We start from the raw sequence: 25,539 nt of genomic DNA, 5'->3' as shown, positions 1-25,539 counted from the left end.
GCATCGCCCCGCAAAAAAGACACCCGAATAACGGAACTAGATCATGGCCACTGAAATCCGCGTACCAACCCTCGGCGAATCCGTCAGCGAAGCGACCGTCGGCACCTGGTTCAAGAAGGTCGGCGATACCGTCAAGGCCGACGAACCTCTCGTTGAACTCGAAACCGACAAGGTTACCGTCGAAGTTCCGGCGCCCGCCTCCGGCGTGCTGACCGAAATCGTCGTGCAGAACGGCGAAACCGTCGGTCTCGACGCCCTTCTCGGCCAGATCGCCGAAGGTGCTGCCGGCGCTGCAACTTCTGCACCCGCGGCAAAGCCTGCTGCGCCTGCTGCTGCACCGGCGCCTGCCGCAGCCGTGGCCGCCGCTCCGGCTGGAAGCGCCATGCCGCCGGCACCGGCCGCCGGCAAGCTGCTTGCTGAAAACAACCTTTCCGCCGATCAGGTCGACGGTTCGGGCAAGCGTGGCCAGGTTCTGAAGGGCGACGTTCTCGCCGCTGTTGCCAAGGGTGTTTCGGCACCTGCCGCCGCTCCGGTCGCTGCTGCTGCTCCCCGTCCGGTTTCGGCCGAGCAGGATCAGGTTCGCGAAGAGCGCGTCAAGATGACCCGCCTGCGCCAGACGATCGCACGTCGCCTCAAGGATGCACAGAACACGGCCGCCATGCTGACCACCTATAACGAGGTGGACATGAGCGCCGTCATGGATCTGCGCAATCGCTACAAGGACGTTTTCGAGAAGAAGCACGGCGTCAAGCTGGGCTTCATGGGCTTCTTCACCAAGGCCGTGACCCACGCGCTGAAGGAACTGCCTGCCGTCAACGCTGAAATCGACGGCACGGACATCATCTACAAGAACTATTGTCACGTCGGCATGGCTGTCGGCACCGACAAGGGTCTCGTCGTTCCGGTCATACGCGATGCCGACCAGCTCTCCATCGCTGGTGTCGAAAAGGAACTCGGCCGCCTCGCCAAGGCAGCGCGCGACGGTTCGCTCGGCATGGCCGACATGCAGGGCGGCACCTTCACCATCACCAATGGCGGCGTGTACGGCTCGCTGATGTCCTCGCCGATCCTCAATGCGCCGCAGTCGGGCATCCTCGGCATGCACAAGATCCAGGAGCGTCCGGTCGCCATCGGCGGTCAGGTCGTCATCCGTCCGATGATGTATCTTGCGCTCTCCTACGATCACCGTATCGTTGACGGCAAGGAAGCCGTGACCTTCCTCGTTCGCGTCAAGGAAAGCCTCGAAGATCCGGAACGTCTGGTTCTCGATCTCTGATCGGTCTTGCTTTTCGTTTCAGCGGGGTTTCAAGTCGATCCCGCTGAAATGCCATCAGGAGAGCGAAAGTGCAGCCGACATTTCTTGCCGCGTCACCCTTTTTGCCGCTGATCGGGCTCAGCGTTCTGCTGCTGGCCGTTCACATTGCGCTGCAGGGAATGACGGCAACGCGGGAATTCGGGCTGGACTGGAATGCCGGTCCGCGGGATGCTGAAAAGAAGCCGGAGGGCAGGGTTGCCGGACGCGCCGCGCGTGCCTCGGCGAATTTTCGTGAGACCTATCCCGCTTTCATTGCGCTCGCCTTCGGTGTCATCATGGCCGGCGATCCGTCCGGGCTGGCCTTCACCGGCGCTTTGATCTGGCTGATCTGCCGGGTGGTCTATATTCCACTTTATCTCGCTGGTGTGCCCTATATCCGCTCGCTGGTCTGGCTCGGTTCGATGCTCGGTCTTGGGCTGATGCTTTTCGTGTTGATGTTTTAGAGGTTGATTTTCCCATGCATCAGTATCTGATCGAACTTGCATCTCTGATGGCGATCTTCTTTTTCGCGATCGTTTCTCCCGGCGCCGATCTGGCGATGGTCATGCGTCAGGCCATGGTGCATGGGCGCAAGCAGGCCATCATCACCAGCTTCGGTGTTGGCACATCCCTGATGTTCCACGTCACCTATACGATCCTTGGACTTGGTCTCATCATTTCCCAGTCGATCTATCTCTTTAACATCGTCAAGTGGTTGGGTGTCGCCTATCTGATTTATATCGGCATCAAGGCGCTGCGCGCTGGCAAGACCGAATTGCCGGCTGCGGAAGGCGAAGATGGCGTTCGGGCCAGAAACGGCCAGACTGCCTTGAAGGCCTTCACGCTCGGTTTTGCCGCTAACGCGCTCAACCCCAAACCGGTGTTTTTCTTCCTGTCGATCTTTTCGGCGGTGGTTCACGCGCATACGCCTGTTGGCATCAAGTTCGGATATGGGCTCGTCATGGCAAGCTGCCTTATCCTGTGGTTTGTCGGCGTCAGCCTGTTCATGACGACGCCTCGCATGCGCGCAGCTTTTCAGCGCGCCAGCCAATGGATCGACCGCACCAGTGGCGTGGTCTTCATCGCTCTCGGTATAAAACTCGCAACGGAAAAAGCGGCCTGAGTTTCAGGTCAAACGGAAGCAGGGCGGTTCAAAATCCTGCCCGCAATCAATCAGGAACAGAAACATGGCATATGATGTAGTTGTAATCGGTACGGGTCCCGGCGGTTATGTTTGCGCGGTCAAGGCGGCACAGCTTGGCTTGAAGGTCGCAGTGATCGAAAAGCGCGCGACCTATGGCGGCACCTGCCTCAATGTCGGCTGCATTCCTTCCAAGGCATTGCTTCACGCTTCCGAAACCTTCGCGCATGTGGCCCATGGCGTTGATACGCTTGGTATCGAAGTCGCCGCTCCGAAGCTGAACCTCGAGAAGATGATGGGGCACAAGGACAGCGTGGTGAAAGCCAATGTCGACGGCGTTGCCTTCCTGTTCAAGAAGAACAAGATCGATGCCTTCCAGGGCACGGGCAAGGTTGTATCCGCCGGCAAGGTCTCCGTCACCAACGACAAGGGCGAGAGCCAAGAAATCGAAGCCAAGAACATCGTCATTGCCACCGGTTCTGATGTTGCGGGCATCCCCGGCGTCCAGGTCGATATCGATGAAAGCGTCATCGTTTCCTCCACCGGCGCGATTGCGCTCTCCAAGGTTCCGGAAAAGCTCATCGTTGTGGGCGGCGGTGTTATCGGCCTCGAGCTTGGTTCGGTCTGGTCGCGTCTTGGCGCGAAGGTCACCGTCGTCGAATATCTCGACACCATTCTCGGCGGCATGGACAGCGAAGTCTCCAAGCAGGCTCAGCGTCTGCTCGCCAAGCAGGGTCTCGATTTCAAGCTCGGTGCCAAGGTGACGGGCGTTGAAAAGACGGGAACCGGCGCAAAGGTGGTGTTCGAGCCGGTCAAGGGTGGCGCGGCTGAAACGCTGGAAGCCAACGTTGTGCTGATCTCCACCGGCCGCAAGCCCTACACCGAGGGTCTCGGCCTTGCGGAAGCCGGCGTCGTCCTCGACAGCCGCGGCCGTGTCGAAATCGACGGCCACTTCAAGACCAATGTCGATGGCATCTACGCCATCGGCGACGTGGTGAAGGGGCCGATGCTGGCACATAAGGCGGAAGACGAGGGCGTCGCTCTTGCGGAAATTCTCGCCGGCCAGCGCGGCCATGTGAACTACGATGTCATTCCGGCCGTGGTCTATACGCAGCCGGAAGTCGCTTCCGTCGGCAAGACGGAAGAAGAACTGAAGGCCGCTGGCGTCGCCTACAAGGTCGGCAAGTTCCCCTTCACCGCCAATGGCCGCGCCCGCGCCATGCAGGTGACTGATGGTTTCGTGAAGATCCTCGCTGACAAGGAAACCGACCGGGTTCTCGGCGGCCATATCGTTGGTTTCGGCGCTGGCGAAATGATCCACGAGATCACCGTGCTGATGGAATTCGGTGGTTCCTCGGAAGATCTCGGCCGCACCTGCCATGCGCATCCAACCATGTCGGAAGCGGTGAAGGAAGCGGCGCTGGCGACTTTCTTCAAGCCGATCCATATGTGATTGTAGCCAATATTAAATTTCAGCCATAAAGCGAACCCCGGCTTGCAATGCAGGCCGGGGTTCAGCATAGTTGCGCCATAGCCTGTCTAACCTTTTGATAAAAGGCAATAAAATGGCGTCCTCCACTCAAGTTTCCTTCTCCGTTCCACAGCGTATCCTTCACTGGACGATGGCGCTTCTGATCTTTTTCAACCTTCTGTTTCCAGATGGCATGGCCCATGCCTATCGTTTAATGCGCCGGGGTGAAACGCTGACGCCGGACCAGATCTCTTCTGCCAATATTCACGCGTATGTCGGCTTTGCCGTCCTGTCCCTTGCGGTTCTGCGCCTCTGTCTGCGGTTTTTCCAGGGGGTGCCGCCGCATCCCGCCAATGAACCGCGCGCTTCTCAAATCGCCGCGAAGGTCGCGCATTTCACCTTTTACGCGCTGTTTTTTGCCCTGCCATTGTCGGGCATTGCGGCCTATTATTTCGGCGCGCGAGTAGCAGGAGAATTGCATTCCGGTCCGTTCAAGGGGCTGATGTGGGTGTTGATCGCCGGCCACGTCGCCGCAGTTCTGGTTCACCAGTTCTACTGGCGCACCAATGTTCTGAAGCGTATGACGCACGGCTAAAGCATTCCTGCTTTTCCAAAAGCGAAGACGCTCTATCTCTCTGTCTCTTCGTATTTTCTGAAGCGAAACCCGCTCGAACTGCCATAAGCGGCGGTTTGTCACGTTCCCGGATGATTGGAAATAAATGATGATGAGCCTCGCCACACAAGGCGGCAATGGGTTCTGGGATGCGGGATAGCGAAGACATATTGCCGGGCGCGGACTGGCGGGATTGCTTTGAAGGAGAGATGGTGACGGCCGCATCGAGTTCACTCGATGTGAGCAGACTTCTCCTCGATCATCCTCCGGCATGGATTAGCGGCCTTATGGCGCTTCGAAACCGTCTCGTATCGCTTTTCGGTCTCAGAACGGTCGAACTGGCGGCGGGTACTTCGGCGGGCGGATTTCCCGTGCTGTCGTCTACTGCGGACCGGACCGTGCTCGGCTTTGACGACAACCATCTCGATTTCCGTATCGTCGTCGATCTGGAACAGGAGCCTGGTCGGCAGATCGTGAAGGTCACTACTATCGTCCGGCGCAAGAACCTGTTCGGGCGTCTCTATCTTTTCGTCGTCGGGCCGTTTCATCGTCGCATCGTGCCGGCGACGATGCGGCCGTTTTGCGCCAATGTCCGCCCCGTCAAGACCGGAGACGAGTGGATCAGTCGACCCGTGTGAGGGTAAAGCCCTGCGCACGCAGGAGTTCAATTACGCCTTCTTCGCCCGGCAGGTGCAAAGCGCCGACGGCCATGAAGACATTGCCTTTGGCAAGCTCAGGGGCCGATCGCTCCGCCATGACGTGGTTGCGATCGGTGATGATGCGTTGCTCGAAGGCGGCATAGCCCTGGTCATTTTCAGACGCTTTCTTGGGGTCGATGCTCTTCAGCATGGGCATGGTCATGCCAATATCACCGCTTACATAAAGATCGGTCATTGTCGTCATGATGTCGTCCATGCGGTCGCCCAATTCGAGCGTTTCGATCAGCGCCTGCAGATGAAATTCCATTGGCAGCTCAGACATGGCCGCAAGCTGCTCCACCATCGTCTCCAGCCCGACAAGATGCTTTCCGTCCGCGACCGCATCTTCAGCGAGCTTCTTATCCAGGAAAGACAGGCCAGTGGCCTTGCGGGCAAATTCGCAGGCGGGAAGGGCGACGAAACTCGACAGCATCCATGGCTTCATGCGCGAAACGGCACTCAGCGGAATGCCGCGCTCCTTAAGACCCTTTTCAAGGCGTGCGACATTTTCGGGTGACAGGATGTCTGTGATCGACTTGCCGTCCAGAAACATGGTGAGGTCGGGTCTTGTCAGCAGCGATGCCGCAATTTTCTTGTCATCGACGATTTCGTCCGATTCCACGATGACCGTCGCGGCTTTTTCAAACGCGGGTGTTGCGGCGGCTGGCATGCCAAGAACACGTGGATCGGTGACATGCATGGTGCCGAGAAGAAAGGACGGTGCCGTTCCAGCTTTTTCGATGCGCCAGAAGTTGCCCTTGCCGTTCGGGATAGCTGCCGCTTCCTGTTCGATCTTCGCGAAGCCCTGCGGGTCGCTCTTGCGCATCTCCACGAGAATATCGCTGCCCGTGCAGCTTATCTCCTGTTCGGCGGCTTGCGCCTCACCCAACGATAGCAACGTCGCGAAGAGGATTGCGACAGCAGTGACGTGCAGCGCGGCGAGCAACCAGAGCAGGGTGTCGCCGGTCTTTCCCATCAGGGTGGCGGTTAGATTTTGTGGCTTTATCAGGCTTTGCATAGGTACCATCCGGTTCTAGTCCACTTATAGAACGGCGGCTTGGACGTCTGATTAATGACTATGGTTAAGCATTTCCTGCTTCATGCGCGCGGGTGGGCATTATCGTAGATTTCCAGCAATCTTGCGGTATCGACGCCGGTGTAGATCTGCGTGGTGGAGAGGCTGGCATGGCCGAGCAGTTCCTGAATGGTGCGCAGGTCGCCGCCGCCGGCCAGTAGATGGGTGGCGAAGGAGTGGCGCAGCGCATGCGGTGTCGCGTTTTCCGGCAGGCCGAAAGCGCCACGCAACTTCTGCATCTCGCGCTGGATAATGGCAGGTTGCAGCTTGCCGCCGCGCGCGCCGAGGAATAGCGGCTGGTCGGCAGCCAGATGATAGGGGCAGAGCTTTTTGTAGGCCTCAACCGCTTCCGTTACCACCGCCAGCAAGGGCACCATCCGGGTCTTGTTGCCTTTGCCGGTGATGCGCAGGCTGCGGGCGCCGGGCGTGAAATCGGCCGGAGCCAGCCCGAGCGCCTCGGAGATGCGAAGACCGCAGCCATAAAGAAGCGAGAGAACCGCAGCGTTACGGGCGGCAATCCACGGCTCTTCATTCAATTGCGCCTCGGTGGTGGTGATTTTCAGCGCCTGCCGGTCCGTCAGCGGTTTCGGCAGAGATTTCGGCTGTTTCGGCGAGCGCATGGCGGTGGCGCCGGCCGCATTCACCAGACCTTTCTTTTGCAGATAGTGCAGAAAGGAGCGCAGGCCAGCCAGATGCCGCCCCAGCGAGCGTGCGCCGGCGCCTTCCCTGCGACGGCTGGCCAGAAAGGCGCGAAGATCGACCGGGCGCAGATCGGCGATATCGGTGATCGAAGCTGACTTGCCGATGTAACCGGTGAGGAATGTCAAAAACTGGCGAGTGTCGCGCTCATAGGCCTCGACGGTATTGTCCGCAAGGCGGCGTTCACCGGCAATCGCGGCAAGCCAGGACTGGCGCTCGTTCAAGAGATCGGGTGTGGCAAAAGTCAGAATTTCGGTCACGGGGCGCTCCATTCCTCTCCCAACGCTATGCCCTTATGGTCAGTATTTGGTTAAGGCTTGCGCCTGGGCTTTGCATCTGGCGTGGACTTTGCCGGGGTCAGCCATTACATCCGGGCGGTTTCCTTTTTCATTCCGCCGGGGCATGTTCGCCACATCATGGCAAAAGATTCGTCCGATCTGTTTGGGGCTCTGTTCGACCCGCCGTCGCTCACGCGCACGGTGCCCGTTCTCGTGCCGATGCCGGCGCCGGGACCCTACAGTTATGCCGTGCCTGACGATATGGTGGTGGAAACCGGCTCCATCGTTCAGGTGCCGCTTGGACCACGGCAGGTCTTCGGCGTGGTGTGGGACGATGCGGGAGAGAAGAGCGTCGATCCGAAGAAGCTGCGGCCCATCACCAGGAGTTTCGAGTGCCCGCCGCTGAAAGCGGAAATGCGGCGCTTCATCGACTGGGTTGCCGCCTACACGCTTTCTCCGCCCGGCCTTGTGGCGCGCATGGCGCTTCGAGCGCCCGCCGCCTTCGATCCCGAACCGATGATCGAGGGGTTGCGGCTGACCGAAGGCAGGCCGGAGCGGCTTACTCCCGCCCGCGAGAGAGTGATGGAACTGGCGGCCGAGGGCCATGGCTGGACGAAGAGCGGCCTTGCCCACGCCGCCGGTGTTTCTACCAGCGTTGTCGATGGTCTGGTCAAGCAGGGCGTATTCGAGACGGTTTTTCTGCCCGCGCCGCCTGTTGTGGCCGAGCCTGATCCTGACTATGCGGAGCCGAGACTGGAAGGCCCGCAGAAACAGGCGGCATCGGAAATTCTCGAGGATGTGCGCAAGGGTGGTTTCCATGTTTCACTGATTGATGGTGTGACCGGCTCCGGCAAAACCGAGGTCTATTTCGAGGCGGTGGCGGAAACGCTGAGACAAGGCAAGCAGGTCCTCATCCTGTTGCCGGAAATCGCGCTGACGGCGGCCTTCCTGGATCGCTTTCACGACCGCTTCGGCGCTAAGCCGGCGGAATGGCATTCTGACCTGTCGCCGCGCATGCGCGAAAAGGTCTGGCGACAGGCAGTGACGGGTGAGGTGAAGGTGGTGGCCGGCGCGCGCTCGGCGCTGTTCCTGCCCTTCGATAATCTCGGCCTCATCATCGTCGATGAGGAGCATGACCCGGCCTACAAGCAGGAAGACCGCGTCTTTTACAATGCCCGCGACATGGCGGTCGTCAGAGCCCGGATCGCGGAATTCCCGGTGGTGCTGGTCTCCGCCACGCCGTCAGTGGAAAGCCAGGTCAACGGCAGTTCTGGCCGCTATAACACCATCCATCTACATACGCGCTTCGGCGATGCGGCGATGCCCGATCTGCATCTGGTCGATATGCGTCGCCATCCGCCGGAAAGGGGAGGGTTCCTTTCGCCGGTTCTCCTGCGTGGCATCGGCAAAACCATCGAAAAGGGCGAGCAGTCCCTGCTTTTTCTCAATCGTCGCGGTTACGCGCCGCTAACGCTCTGCCGGGTCTGCGGTCACCGTTTCCAGTGCCCGCAATGTTCGAGCTGGCTGGTGGAGCACCGGTTCCGCAATCAACTGCAATGCCACCAGTGCGGTCACAACGAGCCGACGCCGGACCATTGCCCGGAATGCGGTACCTTCGATCATCTGGTGGCCTGCGGCCCGGGGGTGGAGCGGATCGCCGAGGAGGTGGAGAAACATTTCCCCGAGGCCCGCACCATCGTGCTCTCCTCCGACCTGATGGGCGTCAAGCGGCTGCGTCTGGAGCTGGAGGCGATCGTCAAGGGAGAGGCGGACATCGTCATCGGCACGCAGCTGGTTGCCAAGGGGCACAACTTCCCCCTTATGACGCTTGTCGGTATTGTCGACGCCGATCTCGGGCTTGCCAATGGCGATCCGCGCGCGGCGGAGCGAACGTTCCAGCTGCTCTCGCAGGTGACCGGTCGCGCCGGGCGAACCGGGCTGAAAAGCCACGGCCTGTTGCAAACCTACCAGCCGCAACACCCTGTCATGCAGGCAATCGTGTCCGGCGATGCATCTGCCTTTTACGAAAGGGAGATCGTGGAGCGGGAAAAAGCCGTTCTGCCGCCTTTCGGACGGCTTGCCTCAATCATCGTTTCCGCCGATACGCGTGCGGAGGCAGAAACCCATGCGCGGGGTTTAAGGGCGGCAGCACCGCAGGTTACGGGCATCATGCTGCTCGGCCCGGCGGAAGCGCCGCTGGCGCTGATCCGTGGCCGGCACCGTTTTCGCCTGTTGGTGCATGGGCGGCGCAATTCCGACATGCAATCCTTCCTTCGAACGCTTCTGGCCAATGGCCCGAAGGAACGGGGCAGCGTGCATGTGCAGCTCGATATCGATCCGCAAAGTTTCCTTTGAACTTTATCAATGGGGACGTTTTCCCGCTGTCATGACCGTGTCATAACGCAGCAGGCAAAAATGATTTGGGGAACAAGATGGAGTTTTATTTTCCCGGCGAATTCGGCGAGCAGCTGGCCTTCGGCGCTGCGGTGGTGTCGGTCGTGATCGGCCTCTTTTTCATGTTTGCACCAGGCGTTACCCTGCGTGCCTTCGGTCTGCAGGCGATCGGCGAGCGCCGGGATGGTTACGCGCTTGTGCGGTCGTCACTTGCCGGTTTTTATCTCGGCCTCGGTGCTTCCGCCCTGCTTCTGGCGCAGCCCATGGTCTATCTCGCCTTCGGTGCGGCTTTCGGTCTCAGCGTGTTCGGCGGCATTCTCTCCATTCTCTCGGATGGAGGCGCAACAGTGCGGAATTTCATACTTCTGGTTGTACACCTTCTGTTGTCTGCACTGTCGTTGAGCTACGTGTTCGGACTGGTCTGAGACGGGCTTTTTGGCTTTTGTGCCGCACCTGCGGCGCATCCTGGGCGGAATCGGAAAATTTAAACGCATTCCCCCTTGCCCAAACGGCGCTTTCCGCTATTACGCGTGTTGCGAGTCCCGGCGTCCTATGCTAGACGGACCGCGAAATTGGGAAAAGGCAGGGGGGAATTCCGGTCTTTTTCGGGGAAATTGAAACGATTTCAAGAATTTGATGCGGAGGATCCCCCTCGCTGATGTTCTTGGACGATTAGCAGGGAAAAAGTGCCCGTGGCAGATACCTCCCATGGAACATCCGGTGTAGCCGAAAGGTATGCATCGTCGCTTTTCGAGCTTGCTTTGGAAGCGGGTGCGGTCGAGGCAGTTGGAGCCGATCTGGACAGGTTCGGCGCACTTCTCGATGAAAGTGACGATTTGAAGCGTCTGGTTGCGAGCCCGGTGTTTTCCGCCGAGGATCAGTTCAAGGCAATCACCGCAATCTGCGAGAAGGCCGGTATTGCCGGTCTTGCTGTCAATTTCCTCAAGGTCGTTGCGAATAACCGCCGTCTGTTTGCCGTTCCCGGCATGATCCGCGCCTATCGCTCCATTGCTGCTGCCCATCGCGGCGAAATTACCGCCGAGGTCACCTCGGCACATGCGCTCGACGAAGCGCAAGAAACTGAACTGAAGGCGGCGCTGAAGAGCGTTACCGGCAAGGATGTGACGGTTTCCGTTACCGTTGATCCGTCGATCCTCGGTGGTCTGATCGTCAAGGTTGGTTCTCGCCAGATCGATACGTCTCTTCGCACCAAACTTTCCACCCTTAAGCTTGCACTGAAAGAGGTTGGCTGATGGATATCCGCGCCGCGGAAATTTCCGCAATTCTGAAAGATCAAATCAAAAATTTCGGCAACGAGGCGGAAGTCTCGGAAGTCGGTCAGGTGCTTTCCGTCGGTGACGGTATCGCCCGCGTCTATGGTCTCGACAATGTTCAGGCCGGCGAAATGGTCGAGTTTCCTGGCGGCGTTCGCGGCATGGCGCTCAACCTCGAAGCCGACAACGTCGGTGTGGTTATCTTCGGTTCTGACCGTGCCATCAAGGAAGGCGACACCGTAAAGCGGACTGGCGCTATCGTTGACGTTCCGGTCGGCCCTGAACTGCTGGGCCGCGTCGTTGACGCCCTTGGCAACCCGATCGACGGTAAAGGCCCGATCAACGCCGCCAAGCGTTCGCGCGTGGACGTCAAGGCTCCCGGCATCATTCCGCGTAAGTCGGTCCATGAGCCGATGTCGACCGGCCTCAAGGCTATCGACGCCCTCATCCCGGTTGGTCGCGGCCAGCGCGAGCTCGTCATCGGCGACCGCCAGACCGGCAAGACCGCGATCATTCTCGACGCGATCCTGAACCAGAAGGCCATTCACGACAATGGTCCGGAAGGTGACAAGCTTTATTGCGTCTACGTTGCTATCGGCCAGAAGCGTTCGACCGTTGCCCAGTTCGTAAAGGTTCTGGAAGAGCGCGGCGCCCTGCAGTATTCGATCATCGTTGCTGCCACGGCTTCCGACCCGGCTCCGATGCAGTACCTGGCACCGTTTGCCGGTTGCGCCATGGGCGAATACTTCCGTGATAACGGCAAGCACGCCCTCATCGGTTATGACGACCTTTCCAAGCAGGCCGTTGCTTACCGTCAGATGTCGCTTCTGCTGCGCCGTCCTCCGGGCCGCGAAGCTTATCCGGGCGACGTTTTCTACCTTCACTCCCGTCTTCTGGAGCGCGCTGCAAAGCTCTCCGACGAAATGGGTGCCGGTTCTCTGACGGCTCTGCCTGTCATCGAAACCCAGGGTAACGACGTTTCGGCCTTCATTCCGACCAACGTGATCTCGATCACCGACGGCCAGATCTTCCTTGAAACCGACCTGTTCTACCAGGGTATCCGTCCGGCCGTTAACGTCGGTCTGTCGGTTTCGCGCGTTGGCTCCGCCGCCCAGATCAAGGCGATGAAGCAGGTCGCCGGTTCGATCAAGGGTGAACTTGCCCAGTATCGCGAAATGGCCGCCTTCGCCCAGTTCGGCTCGGACCTTGACGCTTCCACGCAGCGCCTGCTTAACCGCGGTGCCCGCCTGACCGAGCTTCTGAAGCAGCCGCAGTTCTCTCCGCTCAAGACGGAAGAGCAGGTCGCGGTGATCTTCGCCGGTGTCAACGGTTATCTCGACAAGATCCCGGTCGCACAGGTCGGCAAGTTCGAGCAGGGTCTGCTCTCCTACCTCCGCTCGGAAGGCAAGGCGATCCTCGACACCATCCGCACGGAAAAGGCAATCAGCGACGATACCAAGAGCAAGCTCAAGGGCGCTCTTGATAGCTTCGCGAAGTCTTTCTCGTAATTAGGGCTCTTTTACTCGGACGGATAACGGATGCCTTCACTAAAGGATCTGAAAAACCGCATTGCCTCCGTAAAGGCGACGCAGAAGATTACCAAGGCGATGAAAATGGTCGCCGCGGCGAAGCTTCGGCGCGCCCAGGAAGCTGCGGAGGCCGCCCGGCCTTATTCGCAGCGCATGGGCGCCGTTCTTGCCAACATCGCCAAGGCGGTCGAGGCGGACGTCGCTCCGGCGCTGATGACCGGCACCGGCAAGGACAACGTGCATCTGCTCGTTGTCTGCACGGCTGAACGTGGTCTTTGCGGCGGTTTCAACTCGCAGATTTCCCGTTTTGCCCGCGATCAAGCCCGCAAGCTGATTTCCGAAGGCAAAACGGTCAAGATCATCACGGTCGGCAAGAAGGGTTACGACAGCCTTCGTCGCGAATTCGCAGCTAATATCATCGAGCGTATCGAACTGCGCGAAGTGAAGAAGGTCGGTTTCGAAAACGCCGACCAGATCGCCAAGAAGGTGATCTCCCTGTTCAATGCCGGTGAATTTGACGTCTGCACGCTGATCTACTCGGAATTCAAGTCCGTCATCAGCCAGATCCCGACCGGTCTGCAGCTTATTCCTGCCGCAGTCCCTGTTGTGGAAGAGGTTGAGGCAACGCAGAGCGCCGTCTACGAATATGAGCCTGATGCGGCTTCTATTCTGGAAGACCTTATTCCGCGCAACATTTCGGTTCAGGTTTTCCGGGCTCTGCTCGAAAACGTTGCCGGTGAAATGGGCGCCAAGATGAGCGCGATGGACAACGCAACGCGCAATGCCGGTGATATGATCAACAAGCTGACGCTTTCCTACAACCGTCAGCGTCAGGCTCAGATCACCAAGGAACTCATTGAAATCATTTCGGGCGCGGAAGCGCTCTGAGGTAAGGAAAGAGGGTAAGGATAATGGCTAAGGCAGCTACCCCCAAGAAAACCGCAGCGGTGAACGGCGCGGGCAAGGTTACCCAGGTTATCGGCGCTGTTGTCGACGTGGCGTTCGAAGGCGAACTGCCTCCGATCCTCAACGCGCTCGAAACCGATAACAACGGCAACCGCCTCGTTCTCGAAGTCGCTCAGCATCTCGGCGAAAACGTCGTACGCACGATCGCCATGGACTCGACCGAAGGTCTCGTCCGTGGTCAGGTCGTCGCTGATACGGGCGCTCCGATCGAGGTTCCGGTCGGTCTGGAAACGCTCGGCCGCATCATGAACGTCATCGGCGAGCCGGTTGACGAAGCCGGTCCGATCGTAACGGCCAAGAAGCGCGCCATCCACCAGGACGCGCCGTCTTACGTCGAGCAGTCGACGGAAGGCCAGATCCTCGTTACCGGCATCAAGGTCGTTGACCTTCTGGCTCCTTACGCCAAGGGCGGCAAGATCGGCCTGTTCGGCGGCGCTGGCGTTGGCAAGACGGTTCTCATCATGGAACTGATCAACAACGTTGCCAAGGCGCACGGTGGTTACTCGGTATTCGCCGGCGTGGGTGAGCGTACCCGCGAAGGTAACGACCTTTATCACGAAATGATCGAGTCGAACGTCAACAAGCTTGGCGGCGGTGAAGGTTCCAAGGCAGCTCTCGTTTACGGCCAGATGAACGAACCGCCGGGCGCCCGCGCTCGCGTCGCTCTGACCGGTCTGACGATCGCTGAAAACTTCCGCGACGAAGGCCAGGACGTTCTGTTCTTCGTGGACAACATCTTCCGCTTCACGCAGGCTGGTTCGGAAGTGTCGGCTCTTCTCGGCCGTATTCCTTCGGCTGTGGGCTATCAGCCAACGCTCGCAACCGACATGGGTCAGATGCAGGAACGCATCACCACCACGAACAAGGGTTCGATCACCTCGGTTCAGGCGATTTACGTTCCCGCCGACGACTTGACCGACCCTGCGCCGGCCACTTCGTTCGCGCACCTTGACGCAACGACGGTTCTGTCGCGTTCGATCGCAGAAAAGGGTATTTACCCGGCTGTTGACCCGCTCGACTCCACCTCGCGTATGCTCGACCCGATGATCGTCGGTGAAGAACACTACGAGGTTGCCCGTAAGGTTCAGTCGACCCTGCAGCGCTACAAGTCCCTTCAGGACATCATCGCCATCCTCGGCATGGACGAACTGTCGGAAGAAGACAAGCTGACGGTCGCCCGCGCCCGTAAGATCGAGCGCTTCCTGTCGCAGCCGTTCTTCGTTGCTGAAGTCTTCACCGGTTCTCCGGGCAAGCTCGTCGCGCTCGAAGATACGATCAAGGGCTTCAAGGGCCTGGTCAACGGCGAATACGACAGCCTGCCGGAAGCAGCTTTCTACATGGTCGGTTCGATGGAAGAAGCCATCGAAAAGGCAAAGAAGCTGACTGCTGAAGCTGCCTGATTATGAATTGGCGGGCGCGTGGTTCGACCACGCGCCTTGCCCACGATGACGGTGAAACCGGAACGGCTTTGCCGGCGTTTTAATAAACAAGTCCGTGACGCCCGCGTAATTAAAAAGAAGTGAATAGCCATGGCTGACAGTTTCAAATTCGATCTCGTTTCCCCGGAACGTCTGCTCGTTTCCGAAACGGTTACGGAAGTCGTCATTCCGGCTACGCTGGGTGAGATGACGGTTCTGGCCAATCACGCGCCCACCATGACGACGATCAAGCCGGGCTTGGTGACGGTGAAATTCGCCTCTGGCGAAACCCATAAATACGTCGTTTTCGGTGGTTTTGCCGATATTCTTCCGACAGGTTGCACGCTTCTCGCCGAATCCGCTGTTTCGGCTGACGATATGTCCCCTGACACGCTGCAGAAGCGCATCGATTTGGCCAAGGCCGAAATCCAGGAAGGCAATCATCACCACGAGCATCTGACCAAGCTTGAAAAGCATCTCTACGAACTGACGAACCTGCATGAGGTTCTCGTCGCCGCTTGAAAGCACCGGGCGGGTTCGAAAGAATGACTGTCCACACAATACCCAAAACAGAAAGCGGCCGTTTCGGTCGCTTTTTTGTTTTTGGCCACTGCCTGTTTTCTTAAGCACGCAGAAAAAGCTGAGTTCTCGTTCCAGTAAAAGCGTCTCGGTCCGCTCATTACGTTTGCGGAAATCGATTCCGATTTTCAGGGCGATAGGCTAGACATGAGGGTGAAAAGGAACATCGTTGTTGCCGGTCGGGAGAAGGCGAGAAGGCATGTTTCTTGTCATGGAGGGATGATCGCCGTGTCGATAGAAGCAAGTTATCGAAGGGTCGCAAGATCCGCGCTGCGGCAGGGCGCCCTCAGCACGGGTGAGCGCGCCGTGCCGGAGGAGGTGCCGGTTGCCTTTTCTTACGGTGGCAGCACCCATGCCGTGATGATGGCCAGCCCAGCTGATCTTATCGATTTTGCCGTCGGCTTCAGCCTGACAGAGGGCATCATATCGTCACGCACCGAAATTCGGGCGATAGAGGTCATTGAAGCCGGGCAGGGCTATGATGTTCAGGTGGATTTGATGGATGCCGAGGCCGATGCCCTGCGGGCGAGACGGCGGCATATGGCAGGTCCGGTCGGTTGCGGTCTGTGCGGGATCGAATCCATAGAACAGGCGGTTCGCGTCGTCCCCGATCTGAGCGGCGTGAGAATGTCGATCCACGGTGATGATATCGTTGCCGCGGTGAAAGCACTGAGCGACGCACAAAGCCTCAACCGCGAAACGAGAGCCGTTCACGGTGCGGGTTTTTATAGTCCTCAAGATGGTTTGCTTGCGGTGCGAGAAGATGTCGGTCGCCACAATGCGCTCGACAAGTTGGCCGGTGCTGTTGTGAATGCCGGTATTTCCGCCAAGACAGGCATTGTTGCTGTCACCAGTCGCCTGTCGGTGGAGATGGTTCAGAAGACAGCGATCCTTGGTAGTCCGGTTATGGCAGCAATTTCGGCTCCTACCGCGCTTGCCATCGAAACCGCCGAGAGTGCGGGCATCACGCTTGTTGCGCTGGTGCGGGGTGAAGACTTCGAAATCTTCACCCGTGCGGACCGCGTTATTTTATAATGCCGGCTGCCGGCCGGCATTGGCATCCGGGCTTCGAAGCATACTAAAACTCCGCCCATTCGGGCGCAGCATTTCCGTGAGACCTCACCGTTGCGTATCGCGGCTGTGGTGCTGTCAGCCTCGTTATTGCAGCGGGTCTTTTATCGATCGGCTGGGCGGATGATATCTGTCCTTCGCGCGATATTCTGAACTGCCGTAGCAATTCGTGCAGGTTGTCCGCTTCATTGGCGAGGCCGTGGCTGGCGGCAGTGGTTTCTTCCACCATGGCGGCGTTTTTCTGGGTCGCCTGATCCATGACGTTGACGGCCTGGTTGATTTCTCTCAGACCGTTGGCCTGTTCGCGCGAGGCTTCGACGATGGCCGAGACGTTGGCATCGATTTCGCCCATTTGCGATTGAATATCCCGCAGCGCGCCGCCTGTTCTGCCAACCAGATCGACGCCATTGGCAACCTGTTCGCGGGAGGTGTTAATGAGGGACTTGATTTCCTTGGCAGCAACGGCGGATCGTTGCGCGAGTTCCCGCACCTCTTGGGCGACCACCGCGAAACCCTTGCCCGCTTCGCCGGCACGGGCAGCTTCCACGCCCGCATTCAGCGCCAGAAGATTGGTCTGGAATGCGATGTCGTCAATGACGCCGATGATGTTGGTGATTTCACCGGAGGAGCGCGAAATCGCGTCCATGGCGGAAATTGCCTGCTGAACGACTTCACCGGAATGTTCGGCATGTTCTCTGGTGCGCAACACCAGTTTCCCGGCCTCGCCGGCGCGCTGGCTGGCATCGGTCACGGTGGTGGTGATTTGCTCCAGCGCCGCTGCGGTTTCTTCCAGCGAGGCCGCCTGCTGTTCGGTTCGCTGCGAGAGTTGATCGGCGGCTATGCGGATTTCACCCGAGCCGGATGCGATTGTCGAGGCATTGTGAGCGATCGTCTGCATGGTGGACTGAAGTTTGCCGACCACGTCGTTGAAGTCCTGGCGCAATTTCTCCATGCTGGGCACGAAGCTGCTATCGAGGCGCTGCACCAGATCACCCTCGGCCAGTGCCTGCAAGGCATCGGCGAGAAGGGTGATGGCGCTCATGCGCGGCGTCACGTCGGTTGCGAATTTCACAACCTTCACCACCTTGCCTGTCTCATCCAGTACCGGGTTGTAAGCGGCCTGGATCCATATCTCCTTGCCGTTCTTTCCATAACGAACAAATTCGTCCGAGATGAATTCTCCGGATGCCAGCCGCGGCCAGAAATTGGCATAGGCTGGCGATGCGGCATAGGCCGGATCGCAGAACATACGGTGGTGCCGGCCTTCGATTTCCTTGAGGTCGTAGTTGACAGTGGCGCAGAAATTCGGATTGGCGGTAATGATCGTGCCATCCGGCAAAAATTCGATGGTGGCCTGGGAGCGTGAAAGCGCCTCGAGTTTGCCAGCATCTTCTACGGCCTTGATCTTCTTGGCTGTGATGTCGGTCGCTATCTTGATGACCTTATAAGGTTTGCCCGACCGGAAGACGGGGTTGTAGGAGGCCTCGATCCATATGGTCGATCCATCCTTGCGGATACGGCGATATTCCTTGCCCTGAAATTCGCCGCGCGCAAGAGATTCCCAGAATTCCTGGTATGCGTGCGATGCGACAAATTCCCGGTCGCAGAAGATACGATGATGCTTGCCGACGATCTCTGTGAGATCATAGCCCAGCGTCACGCAGAAATTGCTGTTTGCCGTAAGAATATTGCCTTTAAGATCGAATTCTATGACCGCCTGCGATCTGGATATCGCATCGAGCATATTTCGATTGTCTGCGCTTTTCCCTAACCCCAGCATTAACGTCCCCCAAATAGCGGCCTCGGCGCGCGCTGCCGCACAGGAGGTGTGGTCGGCGCCGTATCATGTTGAACAACGAACAGGTTCTGCCGCCAAAGGCAGCAATGCAGGCACTTGCGACTTGTCAGCCTCAGGTATCGGACCCCGCGTGATGTGATGTAGGCGCGGTACTGTTCGTCGGCTTTTAATATTAGATATCTATAATATTAAAATGTTCTTATTTAATAAAAGAGACGGTCATGAAAACAAAAACCGCCGGGCAGGTGCTCCGGCGGTTTGGTTCAATGGTCAATAGTCTCGTATTTGAGCCTTTGTTCTTAGGGTGCCTCAGAACGCGAACCGGCCGTCATGCAAAGGAATTGCAACGATCAGGCGGCGAGATCTTCCGCTTCGGTTCCCTTGAACATCTTTGCAAGGTTCAGGAAGCAGATCATGCCATGTTCGTTGGCAATGATGCCTTCGGAATAGGACTTGTCGAAAGAGGCCGAGATTTCCGGAACCGGCTGGACCTGATTTGCCGGGATCGTCAGAATGTCCGAAACGCGGTCGACGAGCATGCCGATGACCATGTTGTGCACTTCGGCCACCACGATGGCGCTTCTTTCATTTGCGACGGTGCTTTTCATTCCGAGTTTGTGTGCGAGATCGATGATCGGAATTACCGAACCGCGCAGGTTCATGACGCCGATGACGTCTTTCGGCGCGTGGGGAATGGGCGTTGAAGGCGCCCAGCCGCGAATTTCGCGGATAGTCGTCGTCTTCACGCAGAATTCCTGATCATGCAGGCGGAATGCGATGATTTCGAGCGTCTCGCCGCCAAAGTTGGTAGAGTTTATCATTGCCATCAGAATTCTTCCCAATGCTCGCTGTGGAGGCCAGCGCAAGTGCACCGACACTTGCATATGCGAATTTGGCGTTCTGCCTGGTGCCTGAACAGCCGGAAACAATATTTTCCGCCTTCAATGGAAGATTCGTAGCATGAGATGGTTTCGCAAACCTAAATGCGAAGACTTCAATATTCTTTCTCGTAAAATATACCGGCTGCACCTTCGCCATTACCGCCCGCTTCACCGCGCAGCTTCACGCCGCGCCCGACATCGAGGTTGATGATGGCCTTTGCGCCGGAATCGCCGCTTTGCTGCAGTTCGAGATAGGTTCGCTCGTTGAGATATTTGCCGGCGGAAACGCGGGCCTGGCCTTCGGAATCCGTCGAGATGTCGAGATCGTCGACACCGAGATTGCTTCGGAGCTTGTCGAACAACGAGGTGGAGCGCCCGCCGGCAAGCTGGGCTGCCGCATCCGCCAGCCGCGCGATCTGCAAGGCAGAGAGCTTGGACATGGATTGGCCGAAGATCAGCTGTGCCATAACCTCATCCTGCGGCAGAGCCGGGGTTGAGGAGAAGGCGAATGTCGGGTCGTTGGCATTGCCGGAAACCGCAACCGTGATGGTGGCGGAACCAGCGGTGGACTGCGCCTCCATATCCAGAACCGGCACGAGGCCGCCGCCGAAGGTTATCTTGCCCGTATTGAAATCGAGACGGCGGGTGAGAATTTCGAGCCGTCCACGGCGCATTTCAAAGCCGCCGGAGATGACGGGAACAGCTGCCGTACCGCGAATGGTCAGATTGCCGGTCAGTTCTGCGTCGATGCCGCGTCCGCGCACGAAGATGCCGCTTGGTGCGTTCACCTGAAGATCAAGATTGATAGTGGATGAACTGCCGCTGCCACCCTGATCACCGCCCAGCGCCTTTGCCTGCGCGCGCACCTGTGGTGGGGCGTTCTTATGCTTGACATCGATTTCCGTCAGCGAGGCCGGAAGCTTCTCCGGAATGGTAATGGCGCTTCTGTCCAGTGTCAGCCTGCCCCCAAGCACGGGCGAATTCAGAAGTGGACCTTTCAGCGTCAGCGTGCCGCTCACGACGGTCGTCACCAGCGTGCCATCATTGTAACCGGCGCGGTCCAGCGTGATCGTGATGTCGGCTGGAAAGCCCGAACCTCCCGTTATACCGACGCTACCGGTTCCTGAGATCGTTCCGCCGCCCGCAAGCTTTCCCGTCAGCCGGGAGATAACGGCGCGATCACGATCGAAGGTAACAGTTGCTGCCAGCCCGTTGACCGTGAGGTTACGGCGCACATCGGTCAGGCGCGTACTATCGGTGGTGATGCTACCGGTAACGACAGGCGCGGAAGCGCTGCCGGAAATCTTCACATCGATGGCGGCGGTGCCGTCCACATCGAGGCCTTGTGCTGCGGTTTGTGCGGCAACGGCGGAGAAGGGCAACCTCCCGGAAAAGGCCATGGAAAGCGGACGGTTACCGGCAATGCCGAGGGAGCCGCCGCCCGAAAGCGACATGCCGCCCTGACCGGTTACATTCGTATCGATCTGCAGGGTGCCGCCGGCGAAACGGCCGTTTGCCTTGATGCCGAGCGCTGCAAGCCCTGCCGCACGCGTCTGGGCAACCTCGGCATTCGTCCAGTTCAGATTGTAATCGACCGCCGGGTCCGAAGCCGTGCCCTTGGCGCTCACTGTCCCGGATATACTCCCCGCCGCATCCAGCCCGGTGGCGAAGGCATTTGCGAGGTTCGCGGGAAGCGAGCGGATATTGGCGTTGATGTCGAGTGTCGAACCCGCCGTGCCGTTTACCTCGACGCGCCCGTCGCCGGTGATGATAGTCAGATCGGAGATGCGGGCCGTGCCGTTCTCGATCGCAATTGTACTCGGCTTTTCGAGCCGTACGGCAATGCCCTTGGGGGCGGCCGAGAAGGCATCGAGCCGCACGGTCATCGGCGATCCTGCGGTATTGGCACTGCCTTTTACCACGAGCGGCGCATTGTCGTAGCGTCCGTTGACATCGAAGTTGGTGGTCGTGCCGGAATGGCCAATGGTCGCATTCAGCCCCGAAATCGCCGCGGTGCCGGCATTGACGCTGTCGGCGCTGACCTTGCCGTTGATGGCGAGCGCCTGAAGGTCGTCAATGGAGATATCGGCAGCGAGCTTCGAAATAACTGTTGTGCCCTGGCGGATACTGCCGCCATTCGCCTTTATCGTCGCGGCAATCCGGCCGTTATCGTTACTGAGTACGATGTCGCCGGCAATATCGCCATCTGCCTGTTGCGCGGCAAGTGCCGCCAGCAGGGCCAAGTCCGGGAAATTGAACGACAGATTGCCAGATGGCAGGAATTGTTGCGAGAATTGCAGCTTGCCGTTCAAGATGTTGCGACCCACTGCCACATGAAGCTCGGGTATTGCCGTGCCGTTTTCTGTCTGCACCACATTGGCGTTGGCGTCGATCTTCTGCCGGTCGAGGCTGCCGCTGGCGGTCAGTTTTGCCTGCGGTGCGGCCGGATCGGCCTTGCCTGCGGCATTGACCTTCAGGGCTTCAAGCTTCCGTCCGGCAAGAGTGGCACTTTCGGAGCTTAAGGTGACATTGAAGTCGGGCGCGGCAAGCGCGCCGCTGGCTTCAATTGCAAAATCGGCAACGCCCTTTGCCTGTGGCGTCAGTTTTTCGAGAGCGGGAAACTTGCCCGTCAGATTGGCGCTCAACGCATCGTTTTCGAGACTGACATCACCTGTCGCTTCAATTGTTCCGGATTTGACCACGAGGTTCTGAACGCTTGTGCGCCCGCCAATGATCACGTCGATATCGCCCTGCAAAGCGATGGTGGTATCGAATTTTTCCGCCAGCGCTGGCGGCAGGGTGGCGGGCAACGCGAAGAGCTGCACGCTGGATGTCAGGCGATTGTTGGCGAGGTCGAAACTGCCGTTTAGCGTTCCGCCGACACTGGCGCTCTCCAGCGTCGCGCCGTCAAAACCGATAGCCGACGAGGTCAGGCTGAGCGGTGCCTTGATGGTGACCGGCGCACGCACCAGCCGGTCGATATCCGGGCTGACGAAGGACGATTGTGCGACGGAGAGAACGGTGTCGATGGTGCCGCTGCGATCGGCAATGTTGAGATTGCCGCTCCTGGCCGTCAGCTTGACATCATCAAGCCTACCCTGCGGCAGGGAAAGGCTGCGTAACGATGCCGTGGTGTTGAGATGAGCGGCATCAGCGTTGCCTTTCAGGGAAAGATCAAGGCCATTGATGAGGGCCTGGATCTCGCCATTGTTCAGCGGCCAGCGGAAATCCACTGGCCCGGCGGTGCCGATGAGGTTGGCGCTAAGATCGTTCTGGCCGTTCGGATCCACGGTGCCCGAGGCCGTCAGCAGCAATGTGCCGGTTTCCAGCGTGCTGCTGCCGATTTCGATGCGGCCCTGTGGTGAGAGCGTGGCGTTTGCATCAAGTTTCGTCTCGCCGGCAAAAAGCTGTCGGAAAGCGGGGGGCAGAAGCAGATCGGGCTGGCCGCCGCCTGCGACCTCGATACGCCGCGTGCCGTCGTCTGCAAGTAGATGGTGGCCGGTAACGTTGAGCACGGGGTTGCCGGCGACGTTGCCGCGCAGAGTGCCGGTCCAGTCAGAAAGCGGACCTTCACCGTTCACATCGATCGCCACGGCGGGTGTGCCCGGAAGCGAGAGCAGCGTGGCGAGAAGCCCGCCCTCGGGCTCTTTCATCTCCGCTTTCAGCTTCAAGACATTTTCATTCGGCAGAAACGCGATGTCTGCATTGATGGCAGCGTCCGGAGTGCTCTGCCGGTGGGCGGTCAGCGATAGCCTGATATCGTCCTGCGCGGCCTTGAGATTGCCCTCGGCGGTCAGTTCGAAGTCGCGGCCAAGAAGGGATTGTCCGAGGCTAATATCGGGGAAATTGAAACTGTCGATGCCGATTTCAATCGGCAGGGACGAACTGCCGGAGCTTTTGGTCGATGTTTGCTCAGCGGGAAGCGGTTTGCGATCGACATCAATCGATCCGGCCGACACCCGGTCGGCGTGGAAGGTTCCGGCAAGAAGCGAGAGCGGCGACCAGTCAACGGCGATCTGGTTCACGCGGGCGTAAGGTCCCTGCCGATCCGAAAGGGTGACATTGTCGAGCCGCAGGCGACCGGTCAAAAGACCGCTGGGTGGAGAGATTTCGATTGTCTGGTCGGGCGTGGAAACGAGCGATGAAATCTGCTTTGCGGCAATTTTTGCGCCCATCGGGGTAAGACCGACGAACAGAACCGCAAGCAACACCAGCACCACGCCGCAAAGAGCAGCGTAGCCCAGCCATTTCAGCAATCGAATCAACGTTTTCATCAAGCGTAATCTACACTCTGTTGCTAGGGTGTTCGATGGCGGCGTTTAAAAAGACTGGCCGATGCCAGCATAAATGCCGAAATTGTTGCCACCATCATATTTTTCAAGCGGCATGGCGACATCAAGACGCAAAGGCCCGAAGGGCGTTGCGTAACGCAAACCAATACCGGCGCCAGCCCGGATATCGGAGAAATCAGGGGTCACGCTGTCGGATACCACACCCGCATCGATGAAGGGCACGATGCCGATCGTATCGGTGACCTTGATACGGGCTTCGATGGAGCCAACCACGTAAGAGCGGCCGCCAGTTGCATCACCGGCTGCATTATAGGGCGATATTTCCTGGTAGCTATAGCCGCGCACCGATCCGCCGCCGCCGGCATAAAAGCGCCTTGTGGTCGGTATGTCCTGCAGATTGCTGCCGCCGACGAGCACGCCGCCGGAGAGCTTTCCGGCCATGATCAAGCGATCTTCGGCGCCGAGCCCTTTATAACCCGAAATTGAGCCTTCAAAGGAGGAAAAGAAAGTGCCGTTCAGCGCTTCATAGCTGGGCTTGGCGGCCACCGATGCACGAAAGCCTTCCGTGGGATTGAGCTTGTCGTCGCGCGTATCGCGAACGAATTCCAGCGGTATGGAGGTGGTCAGATATTTGTTCTTGCCGAATGCGTCTTCGGTATCGGCCCATTGCACCTCGAGACCGGCTGCTGCGGTATCGGTGTCGTTCAGCTCATAACTGAAACCGGCGGCTCCCGTTATGGTCTTCGCCTCATAGGTATCGGGATGTTCGGTCTTGGCGATCAGGCTCGTCTTGAATGTTGTGCGCGGGTTGAACATGCCGGGCTTTGTGAAGGTGATGCCCGCCGAATAGTCCATGCCTTCGACGCTCGATGCTTCGGCGATGCGTGAAACCGAACCCTCGATCCGCAGCGATTCCGCCTGCCCGAACAGGTTCCTGTGGCCCCAATACCCCTGGAGGCCAATGCCTTCCGTGGTGGAATATTGTGCGCCGACGCCGAAATAACGGTGCTTTCCCTCTGACACCTCGATGGTGAGCGGAATGGAGCCATCGCGTGACAGCGTTCCTGCTTCCTTGATTGTCAGGCTGGAAAAGACGCCGAGTTGGCGCAGCCGGTCTGCGGCCTTGCGCAGTTTTTCCGGGGAGTAGGGTTCGCCGCCATTGAGGCGCGAATAACGGCGGATGAAGTCGCCGTCGACGGTTTTTTCGCCGGTGACGGTAACCGCGCCGAGGGGTGCCACGGGGCCACCTTCGGCAGCCATGGTAATGTCGACCGTGTTCGTCGCGTGGTTTGCAACGGCCTCGCGTTTCGTCAGCTTCGCAAGCGGGCGGCCTTCGGCTTTCAGATCATCGATCAGCTTGTTGCCGGCGCGGATGATTGCCAGAGATCCGGCATCGCCGCCGGTGACCAGACCGTATTCTTCAAGGTTGCGGCCCGTCACATCGCCCTCGAGCCTGATATTGCCGAGCGTGAAGACCGGGCCGGGGGTGACGGTGATGACCACGGGCACCGGAGCGGAGTGATCGAACACCGGATTGGGCGGCAGATCGTCCACATCCTTGCCAGCGACCATGACCTTGACGATGCCGCCATATCGGGCGTTTTCGTAAAGCGCTGCGATCAGCCTGTCCCTGTCATCACGCGCCTTGATCAGAAGGCCGAGATCGCCGGAGGCCGGTTTGTCCTTGTCAGCCAGAAGAAGCGAGCTGTTTTCCAGGCTGCCCTTTAGAGATTTGTCTGCGTCGGCGGCATTCAGCGTCACGGCATATTTGACGGGATTTATAACTTCGATCTCCGGTTCTTCCGAACCCCAGAGACGCACGCCGAACAGCTTGAAAGCAAAGGCATCGCGAGTAAACGCCGGGTACAGGGCGAACGTAAGGGCAACCGCAAGAGCGGTGCCAGCTTTCCGATACGCAATACCTGTCTTCGGGTTAGTCCGTGTTCTTCGCATAAGCTGCTTTATGGTTGAGCATTTATTATGGCTCTGACCCGTTTCCTGTCCGTTAACAGTGCAGTTTAATCATAAATAAACGGCGTTGAGGACCCTTCGGACTGTGTTTTGCCCG

Annotated in this window: 20 protein-coding genes; 14 read left to right on the top strand and 6 right to left on the bottom strand. The window is 58.7% G+C overall.

Features of this window, described 5'->3' with window-relative positions:
* Positions 1–43: 43 nt before the first annotated feature.
* The 6 genes from odhB (at position 44) to CRP02_RS24515 (ending at position 5,157) form a co-directional block, all read left to right on the top strand.
* Positions 44–1,276, top strand: coding sequence for a 2-oxoglutarate dehydrogenase complex dihydrolipoyllysine-residue succinyltransferase (gene odhB / locus CRP02_RS24540; RefSeq protein WP_019566052.1), 1,233 nt, complete (start codon positions 44–46; stop codon positions 1,274–1,276).
* A gap of 68 nt (positions 1,277–1,344) precedes the next feature.
* A complete protein-coding gene (locus CRP02_RS24535) occupies positions 1,345–1,758 on the top strand; it encodes an MAPEG family protein (RefSeq protein WP_097172539.1) in 414 nt (137 codons plus the stop codon).
* 14 nt (positions 1,759–1,772) lie between these two features.
* Positions 1,773–2,417 (top strand): LysE family translocator, encoded by a 645-nt coding sequence (locus CRP02_RS24530; protein ID WP_097172538.1) that lies wholly within the window; start codon positions 1,773–1,775, stop codon positions 2,415–2,417.
* A gap of 64 nt (positions 2,418–2,481) precedes the next feature.
* Positions 2,482–3,888 (top strand): dihydrolipoyl dehydrogenase, encoded by a 1,407-nt coding sequence (gene lpdA / locus CRP02_RS24525; protein ID WP_019566054.1) that lies wholly within the window; start codon positions 2,482–2,484, stop codon positions 3,886–3,888.
* Positions 3,889–4,000: 112 nt separating this feature from the next.
* The gene (locus CRP02_RS24520; protein ID WP_013636883.1) at positions 4,001–4,501 is read left to right on the top strand and encodes a cytochrome b; all 501 of its coding nucleotides are present in this window, start codon (positions 4,001–4,003) and stop codon (positions 4,499–4,501) included.
* Between the two features lie 167 nt (positions 4,502–4,668).
* The gene (locus CRP02_RS24515) at positions 4,669–5,157 is read left to right on the top strand and encodes a DUF2867 domain-containing protein (protein WP_097172917.1); all 489 of its coding nucleotides are present in this window, start codon (positions 4,669–4,671) and stop codon (positions 5,155–5,157) included.
* On the opposite strand, the gene CRP02_RS24510 is transcribed toward CRP02_RS24515, so the two are convergent.
* Positions 5,141–6,235, bottom strand: a complete 1,095-nt coding sequence (locus CRP02_RS24510) for a TraB/GumN family protein (protein ID WP_013636881.1) — start codon at positions 6,233–6,235, stop codon at positions 5,141–5,143. The genes CRP02_RS24515 and CRP02_RS24510 overlap by 17 nt on opposite strands.
* 80 nt (positions 6,236–6,315) lie before the next feature.
* The gene (locus CRP02_RS24505) at positions 6,316–7,263 is read right to left on the bottom strand and encodes a tyrosine recombinase XerC (RefSeq protein ID WP_097172537.1); all 948 of its coding nucleotides are present in this window, start codon (positions 7,261–7,263) and stop codon (positions 6,316–6,318) included.
* A 144-nt stretch (positions 7,264–7,407) separates the two neighbouring features.
* Here CRP02_RS24505 and CRP02_RS24500 point away from each other — a divergent pair, with 144 nt between their 5' ends.
* The 8 genes from CRP02_RS24500 to fdhD all read left to right on the top strand — a co-directional run bounded on the left by CRP02_RS24500 (position 7,408) and on the right by fdhD (position 16,464).
* On the top strand, positions 7,408–9,624 hold the full coding sequence (locus tag CRP02_RS24500; protein ID WP_097172916.1) for a primosomal protein N': 2,217 nt from the start codon (positions 7,408–7,410) through the stop codon (positions 9,622–9,624).
* A gap of 77 nt (positions 9,625–9,701) precedes the next feature.
* The gene (locus CRP02_RS24495; protein ID WP_097172536.1) at positions 9,702–10,088 is read left to right on the top strand and encodes a phage infection protein; all 387 of its coding nucleotides are present in this window, start codon (positions 9,702–9,704) and stop codon (positions 10,086–10,088) included.
* A gap of 261 nt (positions 10,089–10,349) precedes the next feature.
* Positions 10,350–10,916 carry a F0F1 ATP synthase subunit delta gene (locus tag CRP02_RS24490; protein ID WP_026330904.1) on the top strand — a complete coding sequence of 189 codons (567 nt, stop codon included), beginning with the start codon at positions 10,350–10,352 and terminating at the stop codon, positions 10,914–10,916.
* Positions 10,916–12,445: a F0F1 ATP synthase subunit alpha gene (atpA, locus tag CRP02_RS24485; RefSeq protein WP_097100923.1), complete on the top strand. Its 1,530-nt coding sequence runs from the start codon at positions 10,916–10,918 to the stop codon at positions 12,443–12,445. Before CRP02_RS24490 ends, atpA begins: the two co-directional genes overlap by 1 nt.
* Before the next feature lie 30 nt (positions 12,446–12,475).
* Complete coding sequence (locus tag CRP02_RS24480; RefSeq protein WP_003516748.1) at positions 12,476–13,354, top strand: F0F1 ATP synthase subunit gamma; 879 nt, start codon at positions 12,476–12,478, stop codon at positions 13,352–13,354.
* A gap of 23 nt (positions 13,355–13,377) precedes the next feature.
* Positions 13,378–14,832: a F0F1 ATP synthase subunit beta gene (gene atpD, locus CRP02_RS24475; protein ID WP_003516750.1), complete on the top strand. Its 1,455-nt coding sequence runs from the start codon at positions 13,378–13,380 to the stop codon at positions 14,830–14,832.
* 129 nt (positions 14,833–14,961) lie between these two features.
* On the top strand, positions 14,962–15,372 hold the full coding sequence (locus tag CRP02_RS24470) for a F0F1 ATP synthase subunit epsilon (RefSeq protein ID WP_003516751.1): 411 nt from the start codon (positions 14,962–14,964) through the stop codon (positions 15,370–15,372).
* A gap of 276 nt (positions 15,373–15,648) precedes the next feature.
* Positions 15,649–16,464 carry a formate dehydrogenase accessory sulfurtransferase FdhD gene (fdhD, locus tag CRP02_RS24465; RefSeq protein ID WP_097172535.1) on the top strand — a complete coding sequence of 272 codons (816 nt, stop codon included), beginning with the start codon at positions 15,649–15,651 and terminating at the stop codon, positions 16,462–16,464.
* A gap of 43 nt (positions 16,465–16,507) precedes the next feature.
* Here fdhD and CRP02_RS24460 read toward each other — a convergent pair whose 3' ends face one another.
* The 4 genes from CRP02_RS24460 to CRP02_RS24445 all read right to left on the bottom strand — a co-directional run bounded on the left by CRP02_RS24460 (position 16,508) and on the right by CRP02_RS24445 (position 25,424).
* Positions 16,508–18,280, bottom strand: a complete 1,773-nt coding sequence (locus CRP02_RS24460; RefSeq protein WP_097100921.1) for a methyl-accepting chemotaxis protein — start codon at positions 18,278–18,280, stop codon at positions 16,508–16,510.
* A gap of 368 nt (positions 18,281–18,648) precedes the next feature.
* A complete protein-coding gene (locus CRP02_RS24455; protein ID WP_003504949.1) occupies positions 18,649–19,125 on the bottom strand; it encodes a chemotaxis protein CheW in 477 nt (158 codons plus the stop codon).
* Positions 19,126–19,292: 167 nt separating this feature from the next.
* A complete protein-coding gene (locus tag CRP02_RS24450; protein ID WP_097172534.1) occupies positions 19,293–23,453 on the bottom strand; it encodes a translocation/assembly module TamB domain-containing protein in 4,161 nt (1,386 codons plus the stop codon).
* 45 nt (positions 23,454–23,498) lie between these two features.
* The gene (locus tag CRP02_RS24445; RefSeq protein ID WP_097172533.1) at positions 23,499–25,424 is read right to left on the bottom strand and encodes an autotransporter assembly complex protein TamA; all 1,926 of its coding nucleotides are present in this window, start codon (positions 25,422–25,424) and stop codon (positions 23,499–23,501) included.
* Between the last annotated feature and the right edge of the window lie 115 nt (positions 25,425–25,539).

Origin of the sequence: Rhizobium sp. AN5 (assembly GCF_900215255.1) — a bacterium.
Taxonomy (GTDB): Bacteria; Pseudomonadota; Alphaproteobacteria; order Rhizobiales; family Rhizobiaceae; genus Agrobacterium; species Agrobacterium tumefaciens.
This window is presented reverse-complemented; position numbering and strand designations above follow the sequence as displayed.

Bases quoted from the DNA above. Each gene is read 5' to 3' on its own strand.
- CRP02_RS24505 (WP_097172537.1), bottom strand. From the start codon at position 7,263: ATGGAGCGCCCCGTGACCGAAATTCTGACTTTTGCCACACCCGATCTC.
- CRP02_RS24520 (WP_013636883.1), top strand. From the start codon at position 4,001: ATGGCGTCCTCCACTCAAGTTTCCTTCTCCGTTCCACAGCGTATCCTT.
- CRP02_RS24445 (WP_097172533.1), bottom strand. From the start codon at position 25,424: ATGCGAAGAACACGGACTAACCCGAAGACAGGTATTGCGTATCGGAAA.
- lpdA (WP_019566054.1), top strand. From the start codon at position 2,482: ATGGCATATGATGTAGTTGTAATCGGTACGGGTCCCGGCGGTTATGTT.
- CRP02_RS24510 (WP_013636881.1), bottom strand. From the start codon at position 6,235: ATGCAAAGCCTGATAAAGCCACAAAATCTAACCGCCACCCTGATGGGA.
- atpD (WP_003516750.1), top strand. From the start codon at position 13,378: ATGGCTAAGGCAGCTACCCCCAAGAAAACCGCAGCGGTGAACGGCGCG.
- atpA (WP_097100923.1), top strand. From the start codon at position 10,916: ATGGATATCCGCGCCGCGGAAATTTCCGCAATTCTGAAAGATCAAATC.
- CRP02_RS24530 (WP_097172538.1), top strand. From the start codon at position 1,773: ATGCATCAGTATCTGATCGAACTTGCATCTCTGATGGCGATCTTCTTT.
- CRP02_RS24455 (WP_003504949.1), bottom strand. From the start codon at position 19,125: ATGGCAATGATAAACTCTACCAACTTTGGCGGCGAGACGCTCGAAATC.
- fdhD (WP_097172535.1), top strand. From the start codon at position 15,649: ATGATCGCCGTGTCGATAGAAGCAAGTTATCGAAGGGTCGCAAGATCC.
- CRP02_RS24515 (WP_097172917.1), top strand. From the start codon at position 4,669: ATGCGGGATAGCGAAGACATATTGCCGGGCGCGGACTGGCGGGATTGC.
- CRP02_RS24500 (WP_097172916.1), top strand. From the start codon at position 7,408: ATGGCAAAAGATTCGTCCGATCTGTTTGGGGCTCTGTTCGACCCGCCG.
- odhB (WP_019566052.1), top strand. From the start codon at position 44: ATGGCCACTGAAATCCGCGTACCAACCCTCGGCGAATCCGTCAGCGAA.
- CRP02_RS24495 (WP_097172536.1), top strand. From the start codon at position 9,702: ATGGAGTTTTATTTTCCCGGCGAATTCGGCGAGCAGCTGGCCTTCGGC.
- CRP02_RS24460 (WP_097100921.1), bottom strand. From the start codon at position 18,280: ATGCTGGGGTTAGGGAAAAGCGCAGACAATCGAAATATGCTCGATGCG.
- CRP02_RS24450 (WP_097172534.1), bottom strand. From the start codon at position 23,453: ATGAAAACGTTGATTCGATTGCTGAAATGGCTGGGCTACGCTGCTCTT.
- CRP02_RS24470 (WP_003516751.1), top strand. From the start codon at position 14,962: ATGGCTGACAGTTTCAAATTCGATCTCGTTTCCCCGGAACGTCTGCTC.
- CRP02_RS24480 (WP_003516748.1), top strand. From the start codon at position 12,476: ATGCCTTCACTAAAGGATCTGAAAAACCGCATTGCCTCCGTAAAGGCG.